This window comes from Sphingorhabdus profundilacus, from assembly GCF_009769755.1.
In the GTDB taxonomy this organism is placed as follows: domain Bacteria; phylum Pseudomonadota; class Alphaproteobacteria; order Sphingomonadales; family Sphingomonadaceae; genus Sphingorhabdus_B; species Sphingorhabdus_B profundilacus.
In genome coordinates, this window is the sequence record NZ_SDWJ01000001.1 from 110,055 (window position 1) to 128,066 (window position 18,012).

At 54.6% G+C, this 18,012-nt stretch carries 15 protein-coding genes; 9 read left to right on the forward strand and 6 right to left on the reverse strand.

Translation table 11 applies throughout. The features are described from left to right. Window positions 1–36: 36 nt before the first annotated feature. From EUU23_RS00525 to EUU23_RS00545, 5 genes are all read left to right on the forward strand, one after another. Window positions 37–963, forward strand: a complete 927-nt coding sequence (locus EUU23_RS00525; protein ID WP_179956496.1) for an MBL fold metallo-hydrolase — start codon at window positions 37–39, stop codon at window positions 961–963. Between the two features lie 60 nt (window positions 964–1,023). Beyond that, window positions 1,024–1,800: a hypothetical protein gene (locus tag EUU23_RS00530; RefSeq protein WP_160352200.1), complete on the forward strand. Its 777-nt coding sequence runs from the start codon at window positions 1,024–1,026 to the stop codon at window positions 1,798–1,800. Between the two features lie 84 nt (window positions 1,801–1,884). Further along, complete coding sequence (gene nadA, locus EUU23_RS00535) at window positions 1,885–2,874, forward strand: quinolinate synthase NadA (protein ID WP_160352201.1); 990 nt, start codon at window positions 1,885–1,887, stop codon at window positions 2,872–2,874. A 138-nt stretch (window positions 2,875–3,012) separates the two neighbouring features. Then, window positions 3,013–3,861, forward strand: a complete 849-nt coding sequence (gene nadC, locus EUU23_RS00540) for a carboxylating nicotinate-nucleotide diphosphorylase (protein ID WP_160352202.1) — start codon at window positions 3,013–3,015, stop codon at window positions 3,859–3,861. Beyond that, on the forward strand, window positions 3,848–4,591 hold the full coding sequence (locus tag EUU23_RS00545; protein WP_160352203.1) for a ribonuclease T2 family protein: 744 nt from the start codon (window positions 3,848–3,850) through the stop codon (window positions 4,589–4,591). Before nadC ends, EUU23_RS00545 begins: the two co-directional genes overlap by 14 nt. Here the strand turns inward: EUU23_RS00545 and EUU23_RS00550 are convergent. The 5 genes from EUU23_RS00550 to EUU23_RS00570 are packed head-to-tail and all read right to left on the reverse strand — an operon-like array spanning window position 4,588 to window position 12,415. Continuing rightward, window positions 4,588–5,010: a DUF4112 domain-containing protein gene (locus EUU23_RS00550; RefSeq protein WP_160352204.1), complete on the reverse strand. Its 423-nt coding sequence runs from the start codon at window positions 5,008–5,010 to the stop codon at window positions 4,588–4,590. The genes EUU23_RS00545 and EUU23_RS00550 overlap by 4 nt on opposite strands. 19 nt (window positions 5,011–5,029) lie before the next feature. Further along, window positions 5,030–6,517, reverse strand: a complete 1,488-nt coding sequence (locus tag EUU23_RS00555) for an ABC transporter substrate-binding protein (protein ID WP_160352205.1) — start codon at window positions 6,515–6,517, stop codon at window positions 5,030–5,032. Window positions 6,518–6,520: 3 nt separating this feature from the next. After that, on the reverse strand, window positions 6,521–8,050 hold the full coding sequence (locus EUU23_RS00560; protein ID WP_160352206.1) for a S1C family serine protease: 1,530 nt from the start codon (window positions 8,048–8,050) through the stop codon (window positions 6,521–6,523). Window positions 8,051–8,091: 41 nt separating this feature from the next. Further along, entirely contained in the window at window positions 8,092–10,185 is a 2,094-nt protein-coding gene (locus EUU23_RS00565; protein ID WP_160353460.1) for a transglycosylase domain-containing protein, read from the reverse strand. Window positions 10,186–10,237: 52 nt separating this feature from the next. Beyond that, a complete protein-coding gene (locus tag EUU23_RS00570) occupies window positions 10,238–12,415 on the reverse strand; it encodes a primosomal protein N' (protein WP_160353461.1) in 2,178 nt (725 codons plus the stop codon). Between the two features lie 105 nt (window positions 12,416–12,520). Between EUU23_RS00570 and EUU23_RS00575 the strand changes: the two genes are divergently transcribed. The 4 genes from EUU23_RS00575 to EUU23_RS00590 all read left to right on the forward strand — a co-directional run bounded on the left by EUU23_RS00575 (window position 12,521) and on the right by EUU23_RS00590 (window position 16,859). After that, entirely contained in the window at window positions 12,521–13,201 is a 681-nt protein-coding gene (locus EUU23_RS00575; RefSeq protein WP_160352207.1) for a DUF4197 domain-containing protein, read from the forward strand. Window positions 13,202–13,286: 85 nt separating this feature from the next. After that, on the forward strand, window positions 13,287–13,940 hold the full coding sequence (fsa, locus tag EUU23_RS00580) for a fructose-6-phosphate aldolase (protein ID WP_160352208.1): 654 nt from the start codon (window positions 13,287–13,289) through the stop codon (window positions 13,938–13,940). Window positions 13,941–14,206: 266 nt separating this feature from the next. Then, entirely contained in the window at window positions 14,207–14,827 is a 621-nt protein-coding gene (gene folE / locus EUU23_RS00585; RefSeq protein WP_160353462.1) for a GTP cyclohydrolase I FolE, read from the forward strand. A gap of 85 nt (window positions 14,828–14,912) precedes the next feature. Further along, window positions 14,913–16,859: an alkyl/aryl-sulfatase gene (locus tag EUU23_RS00590; protein WP_160352209.1), complete on the forward strand. Its 1,947-nt coding sequence runs from the start codon at window positions 14,913–14,915 to the stop codon at window positions 16,857–16,859. Window positions 16,860–17,040: 181 nt separating this feature from the next. Here the strand turns inward: EUU23_RS00590 and mltG are convergent, their stop codons facing one another. Beyond that, a complete protein-coding gene (gene mltG / locus EUU23_RS00595; protein ID WP_425505091.1) occupies window positions 17,041–18,012 on the reverse strand; it encodes an endolytic transglycosylase MltG in 972 nt (323 codons plus the stop codon).

Consider the following 18,012-nt stretch of genomic DNA (forward strand, 5'->3'; position numbering starts at 1 on the left):
CTTTTTCTTTCATGCTGGATGCGCCATATCAGTCCAATGAACGACTGGCCCGATACGATCACTGCAGGAGAAACCGAACGCCACGAGCCACTTGTGCGCCGCGTGTTAGCACCCAATCCCTCGCCTTATACCTATACGGGCACGCAAACTTGGCTGGTGGGCGCTGGCGACGATGTGGCGATCATTGACCCTGGACCCGTTGGAAGCGGCCAGAGTATTGGCGATCCAGCTGACATCAATGGTGAGGGCCATGTCGAGGCGATTTTGCGCGCCATAGGTGGCAAGACTGTGTCCGCGATTTTATGCACACACACCCACCGCGACCATTCACCGGCCGCTGCGCCGCTTAAGATCGCGACTGGTGCCCCGGTTATAGGATGTGCACCACTGGTCTTGAAGGATGACGGCCCACGGGCGGATAGCGCCTTTGACCCCGATTATGCACCCGACCAAATATTGACCGATGGCGAACGGATTTCGGGGGACGGCTGGACGATCGAGGCGGTTGCAACGCCGGGGCATACGTCCAACCATCTATGCTATTCGCTCATCGAAAGCGGCGCCCTGTTTACAGGCGACCATGTTATGAAATGGTCGACCAGCGTTGTCAGCCCACCCGACGGCGACATGAGCGCCTATATGGCTAGCCTACAAAAATTATATGATCGCGACGACCGCGTCTATTATCCGGCGCACGGCCCTGCGGTCGAAAATCCCCGTCAACTGGTGCGCGGTATGATCGGCCATAGACGGCAACGTGAACGGCAAATCGTCAAACTGCTCGAAGCCGGGCAAGGGCATATTCCCGCCATGGTCGCCGTCATGTATAAAGGTCTAGATCCGCGGCTCACAGGGGCGGCAGGACGTTCAGTGCTGGCGCATCTGGTAGATCTGCAAAATCGAGGAGAGGTCATGATGCGCGGCGATCTCTGGCAACTTTCAGGCAATCCACCGGCCGCTTGAGCTTTCGGCTATCGGGTGTTAAAACCCCGCTTGGGTCAGCGATTATATCGGGAGGGATATATGGCAACAATTGCGCCAGCGGCCCAGGCTGCAATCAGTGATGACCGTTTTTTCATGCGGATGGCAATTGTCATCGCGTTTACAATCATTTCCGGTTTCGTTTTGCATTTCGCCATGGGGCGGTCGTCGTTCGGCGCCCGTCCACTGGTTCATGTCCATGGACTGGCTTTTATGGGCTGGGTGGCTCTGTTCCTGACCCAAGTGCGGTTGGCAACTGGCGGATCGCTGGCCCTGCACCGGCGCCTCGGTTGGTTTGCGGCAGGTTGGGCCTGTGTTCTGGTCATTATGGGATTAGCGATAACAGTCGATGTTGCCCAGCGCGGTAGCACGCCCTTTTTCTTTCTGCCGCAACATTTCCTGATTGCAAACCCGATGACAATGCTTTGCTTTGTTGTTCTCACGACCGCTGCGATCCGTATGCGTCGCAACACCGACTGGCACAAAAGGCTGCACTTATGTGCGACAATCTCGATCGTCGGTCCAGGGCTCGGGCGGTTGCTGCCTTTGCCGCTGATGGGGCCTTATTCGTTCGACATAGTCATATTCGTTTCCTTGCTATTCCCGGTCGCAGGTATGTTCCGCGATTGGCGGCAAAGCGGCAAGGTTCATTCCGCATGGCTTTGGGGCGCATTCGCTATCTTCTTGATCGTACCGGCGTCGCAGATCATCGCGTGGTCGCCCGTTGGGGATTTGGTTTATGCTACAGTGACCGAAGGGCATCCCGGTGCAAAAGTACCCGGTCTTGAATTCCCACCTCCGCCGCCGATGCCCAAATAATGTCCGTGGACCATATTTGTATGGTGGACGCGCATATTGGCGACGCTTATTGCATAGGCGAACTTGAATAACTGGATACCCATTATGAACGCCCCTATCCGAGAAAATCTGCAAGCTGTAGACCTGCTTGGCGAAATCAAGCGGCTGAAGGCGGAACGTAATGCCGTCATCTTGGCGCATTATTATCAAAAACCAGAAATACAGGATCTGGCCGATTTCGTGGGCGATAGCCTTGAACTGAGCAAACGGGCCGCCGAAACCAATGCCGATGTAATCGCCTTTTGCGGGGTCAAGTTCATGGCAGAAACCGCAAAAATCCTAAGTCCGCAAAAGACCGTGATTTTGCCGGATATGGCTGCAGGTTGTTCTTTGGAGGATGCTTGCCCGCCGGGTAAATTCAGGGCGTTCCGTGCAGCGCACCCAGACCATATCGCCTTGACTTATATAAACTGCTCTGCCGAGGTGAAGGCATTGTCCGACATCATCGTGACGAGCAGCAGCGCCGAAACCATCCTCGCACAAATCCCGCCCGAACAAAAAATCATTTTCGGACCGGACCGGCATCTGGGAGGCTATTTATCGCGCAAGTTTAACCGCGAAATGCTGCTTTGGCCCGGTGTTTGCATTGTTCACGAAGCGTTTAGCGAGACCGAGCTGCTGAAGTTAAAGACCCAACATCCCGGTGTACCCGTCGCAGCACATCCCGAATGTCCTCCGCACATCATCGATCATGCAGATTATGTCGGATCCACTAGTGGCATATTGCAATTCGCCAAGACAATGGACGGCGATACGTTGATCGTCGCGACCGAACCGCATATCATTCATCAGATGGAAAAGGCGGAGCCGACCAAGACGTTTATTGGTGCGCCCGGTGCCGATGGCAATTGTGCATGCAATATCTGCCCCTATATGGCGCTGAATACAATGGAGAAATTATATTTGGCTCTGCGCGACCTGCAGCCACAAATCGAGATGGATGAAACCATAAGACTTGCGGCCAAGAAAAGTCTGGACCGAATGCTTGAAATGGCGAGCGGCACCCTCGGCAAAGGAGATTTGGGACGGGCGTGAGTTTGGTATCAACAGCGTAGTTAATCTGCTTTGCCAGATTCTATGCTTTGGCCTATCGGGACCTCTCTATTTCTGACAGAATTCCGGTTTAGAATGTATATTACGATAAAAAATGCACCATCATCGCCAGGCCCTATCATGAAATTCGCCCTTAAAGATTTTCACACACGGACATTTGTTGCTGCTACCCTGTCAGAGGATTTGGGGCCTACGGGACGCGACATTACTTCGGAAAGTGTTATTCCGTCCGATGTTAGATTTGCTGGAGTGATGGGTAGTCGTGACCCGATTGTCGTTGTCGGCTTGCCTATTGCAGAGGCATTTTTCAAACATCTCGATTCCGGTATGACGGTAGAAATATTGGCGGACGAAGGGCAGCAAGTTGCATCGGGAACTGATCTGATGTGGTTAAAAGGGCGCGCGCGCGCCATGCTGACTGCTGAGCGTTCGGCCCTTAATACGGTGCAGCATTTGTCAGGTATTGCGACCATGACACGCAAATATGTCGACGCGATTGCCGGAACCGGATGCAAGTTGCTTGATACCCGCAAGACGATCCCCGGTCTCCGCATCCTTGAAAAATATGCAACGCGCATGGGCGGTGCGACCAATCACCGGATGGGGTTATGGGACGGGGCCATGATTAAGGATAATCATGTTGCGGTCGCTGGCGGCGTTGAGGAAGCGGTACGCCGCGCAAAAGAAGCAGGGATTGCTGAAATCATTCTGGAAGTTGATCGCCTATCCCAAATCGAACCCGGCATGGCTGCCGGGGCGACCCATTTGCTGCTTGATAACATGGATATCGACGAATTGGCCGAGGCAGTATCGCTGGTGGCCGGGCGTGTACCGACAGAAGCTTCGGGCGGTGTCACTTTGGAAACAATCCGCGCCAAGGCTGAAACAGGGGTTACTTACATTTCGGTAGGCCGTTTAACGCAAAGTGCGCCAGCGGCCGATATAGGGCTGGATTTTGCGCAGACATAACCCCGTGCAGATGGGCTTTGCGTTTATGGCGGTGGTCGCATTGTTTTCAGCGACCCCTTCTATTGCACAAGCATGGCAATGTCGTGCGCCGAAATACCTGCCGCGTCCAGCATTGGAATTGCCTGGACCCGGGCAGATACGCCGGACTTCGATTGGCGGCTATACACTCGCCCTAAGTTGGAGCCGGGAATATTGCCGCGGTCGTGACCGTGATCCGGTAATGCGCTTTCAATGTTCGGGCGAGATCGGCGATTTCGGATTTGTGCTGCATGGTCTATGGCCGGAAAGTAACGGCCCGAACTATCCGCAATATTGCCGCAAAGTCGGCGTCCTGCGTCGTGAAATCATAAGTCGAAACATTTGCATGACCCCAACACCGCAGCTTTTGCAGCATGAATGGGCCAAGCATGGAACCTGCATGGCGAAAACACCCGATGCGTATTTCGGGGCGGCCAGGCTCCTGTTCAACGCGGTGCAATTTCCCGACATGGACCGGCTTTCGCGGCAAGTCGAACGCGGAACGCCATTGACAGCCGCTGGATTAGCTCAGGCTTTTGCGGATATTAATGACGGCCTTCCTGCCCATTCGGTGAAAGTCATTACGAATGGCAAAGGGTGGCTGCAAGAAGTGCGTATATGTTTGGGCAAAGATTTAAAGCCGCGCAGGTGCCCGCGCTATGCCCAAGGTTTAGCGGAACCTTCGGCAATCAAAGTCTGGCGGGGACGTTAACCCTCGATAATACGCGTTCCGGGATGATGCTTGTCGAGATGCTTTTTAATAATCCGCAGGTTCTTGCTGTTGGATCGCCAGACTAAGTCAAATGCATCGCCAACAAGCGGAATGGCGCCAATGGCTGTATCGATACCGACATTTGCCGCCATACGGATCAACTGCCATTTTGACATGCCAAGGTTGCGGGCTTCCCAAACGATATAGGCCCCCATCGCAGCGGTGACGACATCGCCCAATACCGGGACCAGACCGATTACCATATCAAGGCCAAAAGGAATTTTTGTGCCGGGGATATGAAAAGACCGCTCAAGTATTTTTTCCATCGCTTCCACCCGGGCGCGCACTGAATGCGGGTCACTACCCATGCCCGGTAAATCCTTGGCTATTTGACTAAACTGTTCCTGCGAAAGTGGCATCAAGCGCGCTCCTTTCCTGTTATGTCGGGTCGCGTCCCAGATATTGCAACAGGTGCCAACCCCGCCCGTTGGTAACATGGCCCAACAATCCAGGCCGGGCGACCGACCAGCGTAAGGGATTGGCGATGGGTATGAAGTTTCGCGTATTTTGCAATTCGGCCTCTGCCTGAGCCAATGATTGTGCTCGGGCTTCTATACTGCCTGCCATGCGGGCCTCGTATACCAGTCGGTCTGCATCCCTGCTGCAGATGGTGCTGACGGTGCAGGACATTTGGTCCATATACCAAGCTGGGCTGGATTGATCGGCTGTCCGGTCAATCAACCGTAGGTCGTGCGGTCGGTCGATTGTGACCCGTTCAACATCAAGCCCGATAGATGCCATATCGGCCCGTAACCGCGCAAAGAATATGCGCCCGCCATAGCCACGCGGCAACGCAACCCGCAATGGGCGCACCTGACCATTGCTGCTTTTCCATCGACCGATGATTGCCTTTGCCATTGCCTTGCGAACATCAATCTGCTGCGAAGCCCAGCCGGGACGAGGTGCAGGCAATCGGTTGGGCAAGCTTTCGGGTACCAGCGTTAATGTTTCGCGCCACGCGACAATGTCAAATGCAGTCAGCAGTTTGGGCCGATCAATGGCCATGGCAATGGCATCGCGATTTTCGCGGGATGATAAGAAAGGACCACCTTCTACAAACAACAAACCAAATAGCCCGGGCACGGGGTCGAATTGGATTTCACTCGCATTGATCTTTGCGGCGACCAACAAGGGATAATCTTCAAAACGCCCGCCTTCGACAAGGTCGCTCTGTTCTTCGATATAACGGGCAAGAGCAAGCGATGCAGGACTGTTTCTGACAGTAACCGTTTCGGGCTCAAGTATGTTTTCGCCCTTGTCATTGATGCTGCGTAACCGCAACTGCATGGCATTACCGAGCTTTTCGGCCTGCATCGGCCCTGATCCGAACCCCCTGCGCGCCAGCCCAAATTCTGGTTGTGCCATCATTTCCAAAAGATAGGGCATGGGTGCCTTCAGCCTGATTTCGACGACTTTGCCCGTCATAGAAACGACGCGTTCGATAACTGCTAGCTCGGAATTGAACCGGCCTTTTCGCATTTCGCGGATGCGCGCTGACAACAGGCTTGCTACTTCCGCTGACGTTACCTCGCGACCGTCATTCCACCTTGTTTTGTTAAGGCGGAAAATATAGCTCAGGCCGTCATCGGTCACAATCCAACGGTTGGCAAGGCCAGGTGCAACCCGGCCCTTATTGTCAAAAGTAACCAGGCCCTGAGCTGTAGCGGCGCGCAAATAGGCAGATGCAGGTGGTAAGGGAATTGCCGCGATATTGAATGCGCGAGGACGTGCTTCGATGATGTCGACACGAACACGGCTATTGTCGACCCCCTGGGAACAACCCGCCACAAACAGGGCCGTCATAAAAAAGAATATCAACCGGATCATGCACGCACCATAGCCGGAACCGCGACTGGTACAATCCATCTGTTATCTGTCAGAACAGGCAAACACCAGAATTTCATTGGGTGCTGACGGCAATATCTCGCGCACTGCTTTGTTCATATTGTCGATTTTTCCGGTAGTTTCAGCGTCGGTTCGACACTGCGCCACATCGTACCGCCTGCGCGCTTCGCGTGCTTTTTCCATAGCGTCCAGTCCCAGTAAATAGCGTTCGATGCGATAGACATTGCTTTCGGGTTCATAACTGACAAGCGAGACCTGCGCGTCGCTATTGGGCACAAAGCTGCGGGACCATAGGCCTGCATTATCCGCATATTGCGTGCGGTCATTAATGCACCCTTGTTTTGACCATGTGAAGACTACGTCTGATGTGTCGGAAACCGTAACACGGCTGCGCTCTGGCTGAAAAACGCAGCGCCGTTCGGTGGAGTTTCCAGATATTCTGGTAGTGGATCCGGTCGCGATTTTTTCGGTCATTGCCGCCCTAACGCGCTCGTCCACTTCATCAAATGACGGACGAGCGATGAACACCAGAAATGCTGAAACAAACGCAACTCCGCCGATGCTGGCGGCAATTTTGAAACGGTCGACCTGTTCCCTTTCGCTAAACTGCCAGGCCGCTCCGCCCGCAACTGCACTGATGATCAATAATAAAGTGGCAAAGGCAATATGATTTTCGCGTTCCCCGATCACGGCATGCTCGGCATCACTGCGAACCTTGCCTTCCTGGCTGCGTTTCAATTCGCTCGCAATTCGGGTCTCTGCTTCGATCTTTCCGCGCGTCACCGCTTCGCGTTCAGCCTCCGCGCGGCTAAGTTCTGCGACAGAGCGGCATTCATTGATGACCATGTTCAAATCGATATTCAGATCTTGCAAGAAAGTTGCAACCTCACGGACCGAAATCGCAAAGTAAAATTCCGCGCCACCCCCATCTGCCGTCGAACCAAAGCTGTTGATACCAATGACCCGCCCGCATGCATCCACAAGAGGTCCGCCGCTGTTACCCGGTGCGATTGGTGCGGTGTGCAAAAGCGACTCAACCGATTTGGATGAGCGCCCGGACGAGATGTTACCGCGGGTTTTAACCGGAACAGAGGGGCGCAATACATCGTCTTCATTTTGTTCAAGCGCTATATCAACATTTGCGGGGTAGCCGATTGCGAAAACGTCGATACCATCGCCGATAACGCCAGAGAAGAAACTGGCGGGAATTAGTCGGCCGGTCTGGGTCAACTGCAGCGCCGCCAAATCCTTGCCCGGCGAAACGGCAATTAACCGCGCGCTGTAGGTTGCATTCCCTTCGGACGGGATGACGGTAAAGGTGACGCTTTCGTCAAGCCGTGCAGGATCGGCAACATGGGCGTTGGTGATAACTTTATCGGCGGACACCGCAACGCCAGACCCATGTCCGATTAGCGTGCGTTGTCCATCCGCCGAACTGAACACAGCAATGCGGACAACGCTACGGGTGGCTGCGGCGATATCGCTGGGTTCGCCGCGCGACTGCGAGAGAGCAAAAGGAGAAAATAAGAGCAGAAGCGCAAGAAGATATCGCATAGGGCAATCGACCATAAAAGCGTGCCCCAATCAACAGGGCATCATCGCCTTTGTTCATTTTCCGGTTGTCCGGGCTGTATATTGACGCCTTCGCGACCCACTTTGATGTCCAGAGGTACGCCACCTACTTCTGTATTTACGGTAACACCTTCCTTTTCATCAAAACGCACATCACTTTTTTCGAGATCAATGGGCAGTTCGGGCAGATCCAGCGGCGCAATTGGTCCTTCCGGATCGGGCTTTACGATCGGCTTTGGTTTTGATTTCGGGGCAGCGCCTCTTATCGCCTGACTCATGAAGTCGCGCCAGATACGGGCTGGTAATCCGCCGCCGTTTACACCGCGCAGCGGACTGTTGTCGTCATTGCCAATCCACACACCAACCACAAGATCACCGGCGAAGCCGACAAAAAGGGCGTCACGATTATCCTGACTGGTTCCGGTTTTTCCGAAGGCGGGAATGGATAAACGAGCGGCGCGTCCGGTGCCTTCGGTTACCGTGGCGCCCAGTAAATCCAGCAGCATCTGGTGCGTGCGCCCGGTAAAACTGCGCGGACCAGAAAACAGCCATTCGATCCAGCCCTGTTCTTCCTGTTTAAAAGCGTGCGGTTCCACAGGCCAGGCATTTCCTGCGACACCGGCATAGGCCGAAGTCAATTCGATCAGCGTTATGCCCGAACTACCAAGCGCAAGGCTTGGATCAAGATTAAGCTTGCTCATCACGCCCAAGTCTTCAGCCGCTTTGGCGACGGATTCCCCGCCCACTTGTTGGTATAGCCGTACCGAGGCGACATTGCTTGACCGGGCGAACGCTTCTTTCAAGCTGATATCGCCGCGATAATTGTCGCCCGAATTTTTTGGTCGATACAGGCCTTCATTGATCGGCGTATCCGCGATCAGTGAATTCGGTGTCATTCCGGCCCGTAATGCGGCCAGATAAACGAATAGCTTAAATGTTGATCCGGGTTGGCGTTTGGCCTGAGTTACCCGATTGAACGGGGAATCTTTATAACTTCGTCCTCCTACCATCGCCACAACTTCGCCATTGGGCCGCATCGCAACAAGCGCAACTTGCGCTTTGCCAAGCCCTACATTTCCAGTCACGCGACGTGCGATATTTTGCAACCGAGCATCCAATGTCGTGGTAATGCGGACATCGGCATAGCCGCTTTCGGTCAGAAGCCGGGCTTGGGGAACCGCCCAATCGGCAAAATAGGTGCCGGTAGGAAGGCTGTCGCGCACGCGAACATCAAGCCGTGCCACGGGTGTGCTGTCGGCCTTCGCCTGAGTAATCGCGCCATTGGCAACCATTGCGCGCAACACCAGTTTGGAACGTTTGGCCGCCCGGTCTGGATTTTTTGTAGGGGCCAGTCGCGACGGTGCCTGTACCAACCCGGCCAACATTGAAGCCTGCGAAAGGGTCAACCGTTCGGGCTGGCGGTAAAAATAGTGCAGCGACGCCGCCCGCAATCCGTAAACATTGTCGCCAAAATAGACGTTTGACAGGTAGCGCTCAAGAATTTCGTCTTTGGTCAGTCGTCCTTCCAGCCAGAATGCAATCAGCATTTCGCGCGCTTTTCGGGTCAGGCTGCGTTCCGGCGTCAAAAAGGTGAATTTGGCGAGCTGCTGCGTGATGGTGCTACCCCCTTGGGTAATGCCGCTGCCGAATGCATTTGACCATGCGGCGCGCGCCAAGCCGCGCGGGTCGATACCCCAATGCGAATAGAAACGGCGATCCTCAATCGACAAAAAGGCCTGCACAACATGGGGGGGCAGGGTGCTAACATCGACCGGTTTGTCGACAATGGCGCCATTTCGGGCGATGGGTGTGCCGTCCGATGCGAGCAATGTGATACGGGGCGGGGCAATGGGCTGAAGCGACTTTGAAAGCGGCGCGGTAATTGCCAGCCATAATATGAGTAGCATGAACAGGAAAAGAAATCCCGCAAAAATGCGTGAGAACCACCACCATCGCGTTTTACCCAAAAACGGTTTTTTGGGCGGAGATGACGGCGATTCGCCTTCCCATGGCTTGGGGTTTTCTGGAAATAATCCCGCATAGGCTTGATCGAACGCCGCAAGACGACTGTCAATATCGGGTGCCGCAGGGGGTGGATTGTCGCGTTTGAAGAACATCAATTGGCTGTATTATCTACCTAAGACGCTAAAGGCGAGGACAAAAACCGCATTACAAAAAGCTGTAGGGGTCTACATCGACACCCACGCGGACGCCACGGGGAAATTGCAATCCGCCAAGCCATTCGCGGATAATCGCCTGCATTTCCACAGACCGCTGCGCGTGGACCAAAAGCCTTTGCCGGTAACGGCCCCGCAGCATGGCAAGCGGTGCCGGTGCGGGGCCATAAACATACATGCCATCCGCCTGAGGGGCCGCCCCGCCGATGGCCCGCGCCGCTTCGATTGCTTCGCGTTCGTCTTCGGAAGAAATGATGATAGCCGCAAATCGTCCAAAGGGCGGTGCACCTGCCGACTTACGCTGCTCCGTTTCGGCATCGTAAAACGCGTCCCGGTCGCCCGCAACCAGCGCGGCGATAACAGGGTGGTTCGGATTGCGAGTCTGAATATAGACTTCGCCCGGTTTTTCACCGCGACCGGCGCGCCCCGCGGCTTGCGCGATCTGCTGAAAGGTCCGTTCGGCTGCTCGCAGATCACCGCCTTCCAGTCCCAGATCGGCGTCAATGACCCCCACAAGCGTCAGTTCGGGAAAGTGATAGCCTTTCGTCACCAATTGCGTTCCGATAATGATATCAACGGCTTTGCTCTCCACGCGGGCAACGAATTCCGCTGCTTTTTCGGGGGACCAGAGCGTGTCCGATGTCGCGATAATAGTTCGCGCATCTGGCAACAGGCGGTTCACTTCGTCCGATATCCGCTCGACGCCGGGGCCACAGGCAACCAATGAATCCGCCTCGCCGCATTCCGGGCATTCTTCGGGTGGGGGCATCACATGGCCGCAATGGTGGCAAGCCAAACGGCGCACCAGCCGGTGTTCGACCATCCAGCTTGTGCAATTGGGGCATTGGAAACGATGTCCGCAGGTCCGGCACAAGGTCAGAGGTGCAAAGCCACGACGGTTGAGAAACAGCAGGCTTTGCTCTCCGCGTTCGAGCCGTTCTTCCAGCGCTTTTAACAAGGTCGGCGCGATCCAATGCTGACGTTCGGGGGCGTCGAGCGTTAGGTCAATAGCCTTGATCTCCGGCATTTTGGCTGCGCCGAACCGTGAAGGAATTTCCAGACCTTTATACCGGCCAATGGCGACCATATGGCGCGACTCGAGCGCAGGCGTGGCCGATGCGAGAACGACTGGGAAGCCTTCAAACCGCCCGCGCATGACCGCCACATCTCGGGCATGATACCGAACGCCATCTTCCTGCTTGAAACTGGTTTCGTGCGCCTCATCAACGATGATCAGGCCGGGATTTGCAAAGGGCAAGAAAAGGGCCGAACGCGCACCGACCAATACTTTGGCACTTCCGTCGGAAATGGCGCGCCACACGCGCCGTCTTTGTGTCGAGCGCATATTGGAATGCCATGTCGCAGGTTCGACTCCGAAGCGTTCCTCAAAGCGTTTCAAAAATGGCTGGGTTAGCGCGATTTCCGGGAGCAGGACCAATATCTGTTTTTCCTGCCGCAACGCTTCGGCGACAGCCTCAAAATAGGTTTCGGTCTTGCCCGATCCGGTTACGCCATCAAGGACAAAGGTTTCGAATCCGCTATTTCGAACAGCAGATGTCATGACGTCTGCCGCAGCCTGTTGTGCTTCGTTCAATTCAGGAATCGCGAAATCGGGTATCGGTTCGAGAAACGGGGTGTCGACACTGATTGTAACAGGTTCAAACGCACCAGCCTTGATCAATCCTCGGATGATATTGTCGCTTACCCCTGCTTCAGCGGCAAGCTCTCGCACCAGACCCTGCGCGCCTTCCAACGCATCCAATGCCGCAGCCCGTTGTGGCGTTAGCCGCGCCGGTTCCAACCCTGTGCGACGATATTCGGTAATCGTACCTGAAGTGCTGAATGCCGCAGATGATGCCAGCACCATGCGTAACACCGCAGCATGCTGCGTCAGATAATAATCTGCCACCCAGTCTACCAGCCGGCGCAATCCTTTTCCAATGGGTGGGCACTCGACCAGTTCGAGCACATTGCGTAATTTTTTGGCATCTACGGGCGCGTCGCCAAATATGTCGCCATCCCAAATGACACCGGGCAGTTTTCGCGGTCCAAGCGGCACTATTACAACGCATCCCGGACCCGCTTTCATACCGTCGGGAAGACGATAGTCGAGGGGGCCGATCGCCTGCGTCAGCAGGACTACTCGAACACGATTAGGGGGAAGACTCATGATAGCGATATAGGCACGCAAATCCGAAGCGTCACCATTTTGCACAATGCGTTCATGGAATTGGCAGGTAATTGCTGGTACCGCAGTTGTGGAGGAGACCAACATATGACCGTTCACACCAGCCGTCGCCATATTCTGCTTTCGGGAGCAGCCCTCGCCACTATCATGTTGCCAGGTTGCCAAAGCATGCCGGCATTCAGCCTTACCGAAGCGATTCGACGGTTGCTGACATTGGCGTCGCAAAATGCATTCGCTCTTTTGCTGCAACCTGGCGGTTTTTATGAAAATTCGGTCGCGCGTATTGCCTTGCCGGACCGGCTCGGTGGAGAACGGGGCACAGGAATATTGTCCGCTGTTCTGCAAAGCCGCCAGTTTCGCGACCGTTTGCAACGCCAGTTGAACAGGGCTGCTGAAATAGGCGCCGAACGGGCAGCGCCGATGGTAGCCGAGGCAGTGCGGAACATCAGTATTGAAGATGCCACGTCGCTGGTGCGGGGCGGCCCGCAAGCGGCTACGGCTTTTTTGCGTGGAAAAATGGGTCCCGCGCTGCTCGAATCGATGTTACCCGGCATTTCCGAAGGGCTAAGGCTTTTTGACGATCAGATAATCAGTGAGGCTGTTCGTTCGGTAACAGGTTTCGATATTGCCGCCTTGGCGCAGGACATCACCCGCAAGGCGGATGACAGCATCTGGGCCGCGATCGGGTTGGAGGAGTCCGCAATTCGCGCTGATCCGCAAAAGACTAATGATCCACTGTTGATCGGGGTGTTCGGTCTGGCCCGGTAATTTGACCGTGAACGGACTTGGATTCCCACTGCTTTGTTACTAGGCAAAGAAAACGATTCCAAACTGATTGAAAGCAACCCTGATTATGAAATTCTTTGCCGACACAGCCGAAATTGCCGAAATCAAGGAACTGGCGGCTACAGGTTTGCTGGATGGGGTGACGACCAACCCGTCTTTGATCGCCAAGTCGGGCCGCGACTTTATCGAGGTAACACGCGAGATCTGCGCGCTGACCGATGGGCCTGTGTCGGCCGAGGTTGTGGCGCTGGACCATGCCACGATGATGAAAGAGGCTGAAATATTACGCAAGATTGCGGACAATGTCTGCATCAAAGTGCCGTTGACGATAGACGGGCTCAAGACGTGCAAGACTCTGACAGGTGACGGGACGATGGTCAATGTGACCTTGTGTTTTTCGGCCAATCAGGCGCTTCTGGCTGCCAAGGCAGGCGCGACTTTTGTCTCGCCTTTCGTCGGGCGCCATGACGATAACGGTTTTGACGGGATGCAGTTGATTGGCGACATTCGATTGATTTACGACAATTATGATTTTGGGACCGAGATATTGGTGGCAAGTGTTCGCCATGGCATCCATGTGCTGGACGCGGCAAAAATCGGCGCTGATGTCATGACTGCGCCGCCAGCGGTCATAAAGGGACTGTTCAAGCACATCCTTACAGACAAGGGCATTGAAGGCTTTCTTGCGGATTGGGCGAAGACGGGTCAGGCGATTGGGTAATAAATTGTCGAGGGAGAACGGAACGGGTCGCAAATATTCCGTTCTCCCCCAACGCCCCCGTAAAACGAGGAACTGTAGAACGACTCAAAATTAGCATCTCTTGCAGGACATCGCTTGTACGTTTCCGACATCAATGATGATTCTTCTTAACGCGCGGACAAATAGCTATGGGCTATTGTCTGTATAGGATTGAAAGGCGGGCAGGAATATCATCAGGCCATCGCGAACGGTCGGTTTGCGGGAGCCTGAATATGAACAAGCCCGAAATGGTGTTTCCCATCGCACATATACATTATAATGACGAAATTGACGATAATGGTAAGGTTATCGTTCCCGAAGATGTGCAGGACGCGATCCGCACGTTGATCCGCTGGTCCGGCGATGATCCCAGCCGTGAAGGCCTGCTGGATACGCCCGCGCGCGTCGGACGCGCCTGGCGGGAATATTGCGGCGGTTACGCAGAGGACCCGGCAGCGCATCTGTCGCGTACATTTCAGGAAGTCGGCGGTTATCACGAACTGGTGTTGCTGAAGGATATCCCCTTCCAGTCCCATTGCGAACACCATATGGCTCCGATCATAGGCAAGGCGTCGATTGCCTATATGCCTACTGACCGGGTGGTCGGCATATCCAAACTTGCACGCGTGCTGCATGGCTTTGCACAACGGTTGCAGGTGCAGGAACGGCTGACCGCTGAAGTGGCCAATTGCATCTGGGATAATCTGAAACCCCATGGCGTGGCGGTGGTAATCGAGGCGCAACATGGTTGTATGACGGGCCGGGGGGTTAAAGTGCACGGCGTTGGTATGGTGACGTCCAAACTTATTGGCTGTTTCCTTGATGACCAATCCAGCCGCAAGGAAGTCATGAGCCTGATGGGATATTGAATCCCGACATATCTGTGCTGCAAATGTCCAATCGACTTTACATTTAGCTTTCGACGGCGCACCCTCCTCTTCACAGGAGAGCGATATGTTGAAACAAGCTTTGATGGCACTGGGCTGCGGAGGGGCGGTAGTGAGTGGGCCGGCAGCATTTGCAGCTATGCCGGCATCGGTATCGACCGTGGCGGCACAGAAAGAGGCCGCCAATCACCTGCCGGCCGAAGATGGTCGGGACGCCGATTTTTCCGGCAGGGGCTTTATCGCCACTCTGGCCGATCCAGTGATCAAGACCAAGGATGGCAAGCCAGTGTGGGATGTTGATGCCTATGCCTGGATGAACGGCGCTTCGCCTGACACAGTCAACCCCAGCCTGTGGCGGCATATGGGTTTGTTGCGAAAGCATGGCCTGTTCGCGCTTTCCGAGGGAATGTGGCAAGTGCGCGGTCTTGACGTTTCGAATATGACGGTCATCAAAGGTCAGACAGGCTGGATATTGATCGACCCACTGACCACGCGCGATACAGCGGCGGCGGCTCTTCGTCTGGTGAACGAAACGCTCGGTCCACGACCGGTTCGCGCGGTCATTTATAGCCACAGCCATGCGGATCATTTTGGCGGAGTGCGCGGCGTTGTCGACGAAAACGACGTAAAGGCAGGCATGGTCCAGATCATCGCTCCTGCACATTTCATGGATGAAACGGCGTCGGAAAATGTCATGGCCGGTTTGGCTATGGGGCGGCGGGCAAATTACCAATTCGGGGGCAGCCTGACCCCTGGCCCCCAGGGGCAGATGGGCAGCGGCATTGGTAAGGGGGTTGCCGGCGGCGATATCACCCTGATCGCGCCGACAATAGACATTAGTAAAACCGGAGAAACCCGTGTTGTCGACGGCATTACCCTCGAATTCCAGATGGTTCCTGACACCGAGGCACCGGCCGAAATGAATATCTATGTTCCTGCAGCCAGAACCTTTTTGGCAGCAGAGATTGCGACCTGTTCGTTGCACAATATACTGACACCACGCGGGGCGAAGGTGCGTGACGCGCACGCATGGGCGGGGTATCTTAATGAAGCCGTCAACCTTTTTGGTGATCGCAGTGATACCATTGCTTCAAGCCACTGCTGGCCAAGGTTCGGTAGGGAGGAGGTCAAAGGCTGGCTGTCGGGTCAGCGCGACAATTACCGCTATTTGCATGATCAGACCGTAAGATTGATGAATAAGGGCATGACTCAGGTCGAGATCGCAGAAAAGCTGAGGCCGCCCCCCGCCATTGCCAACCAGTGGTTCAACAAAGGTTATTATGGGACATATAGTCACAATAGCAAAGCCATCTACCAATATTATCTCGGATGGTATGATGCGGTTCCGGCCAATCTTAACCCTCATCCGCCGGAAATTCGGGCCACAAAATTGGTGGCAGCTATAGGTGGTGCATCCAAAGTGCTTGCTAAAGCGAAAAAGGCGATGGCGGCGGGGGACTATCGCTGGTCGTCCGATTTGTTGAATAGTCTTGTTTTTGCAGATCCAAAAAATTCTAAAGGACGCGCCTTACTGGCTGATAGCTATGAACAGCAGGGCTATCAGGCCGAGTCGGCCATTTGGCGCAATATGTTTCTTTCCGCCGCCCGTGACCTTCGCGAGGGCGTGAAAGCCAGCATTACGACCCAGAGCATAGATTTGATATCGGCCGTGCCAACCGAGCTATTGCTGGATTCAGTGGCGACCCGGCTCGACCCGCTGGCGCTCGGTGACCGGTCTCTGGAACTGAACTTCAACTTCACCGACCGGAACGAACAAGCGAAAATCAGCGTTGGCAACGCCGTGATGTTTAGTGAAATGGGTAAGGCACATACCGCACCCGGAGCGACGGTCAGCGGGCCTCGACAACTATTCCTCGCCCTTATGTTCCTGAAAATACCGCTCACTCAGTTGGAAGCGGCGGGATTGAGGGTGGAGGGCGATCGCAGCCAAGTCGAGATATTGCAAGCCGCGCTCGATCCGATGCCGGGTCCGTTCAATATCGCGGAACCATGACTAGGCCGTGCACCCATAAATCTAGACGTCTCGAAAGGATTTGACCCATTTTGCCCATGGCTGCGTCAGAAAGCCTTGAGATATATCTGTATCCCGGCAGTTTCCTTCCTTGCCCAGTGCAAAATGGCCTCAAACCTCGCAAGTGTATTTAATAGGTACCCATGCTAGTCACAAAGTCCGCCTACATTTCTCCGCGCTGACGCCTGATCGCGTACCATTTTTCTACATTGGCATTATGTTCTTGCAGAGTATCAGCAAACACATGGCCACCTTTGCCATCGGCCACAAAAAAAAGTGACTTTGTTTCCTGCGGATTCAATACAGCCTCAATAGCGGCGCGGGACGGATTGGCTATTGGCCCCTTCGGCAACCCGACCATCGCATAAGTATTATAGTCGTTTACATCGGCAATTTCCGATTGCCGGATACGGCGACCCAGCGGCTTTCCCTTAGTTATCGGGTAAATGATGGTCGGGTCAGCTTGCAACATCATACCTTGCCGGATACGGTTGGAATAAACGCCCGCGACCATCCGCAATTCAGACTTCAGCGCGGTTTCCTTTTCGACAATAGATGCCAAAGTGACGGCTTCTTCAGGTGATTTAACGACCGTAGTGGTGCTTCGATTTGGCCATAATTCGTCAATGGTTTTCGACATGGCGTCCTGCATCCGCTTAAGGACGGCGGCGCGGCTCTCGTTTCTTTCGAAGGCATAGCTGTCGGGCAGCACTGACCCTTCGTCCGGGACGGTAACTTCGCCGGACAATTGTTCGTTGGCCATAAGCCGTTCGTACACCATGATCGATGGCCAACCTTCTGGAATTGTCACCATGCGCTGCACAGTTTTCCCGCCAGTCAGGATATCTAAAATCGCGGCATTGGATGCGCGGGCCGGAATAATGAATTCCCCTGCTTTGATCGTACTGGTTACCCCGAAAATCTTGGCGCGATTGACAAAAGCGTCTGCGGATTTGACGACGCCTTCCTTTTCCAGCAATTCGGCAGCCGAGGTGATACTGGATCCGGATTTGATAACAATCGAGGTTTCACGTTCCAATGGACCCGGCGCTGTCCAGCCATAAACGAAATTACCCGCGATAATCACGAGCAGCAACATCGCTGCTATAATCACCCATCTCGCGGCACGTCGCAC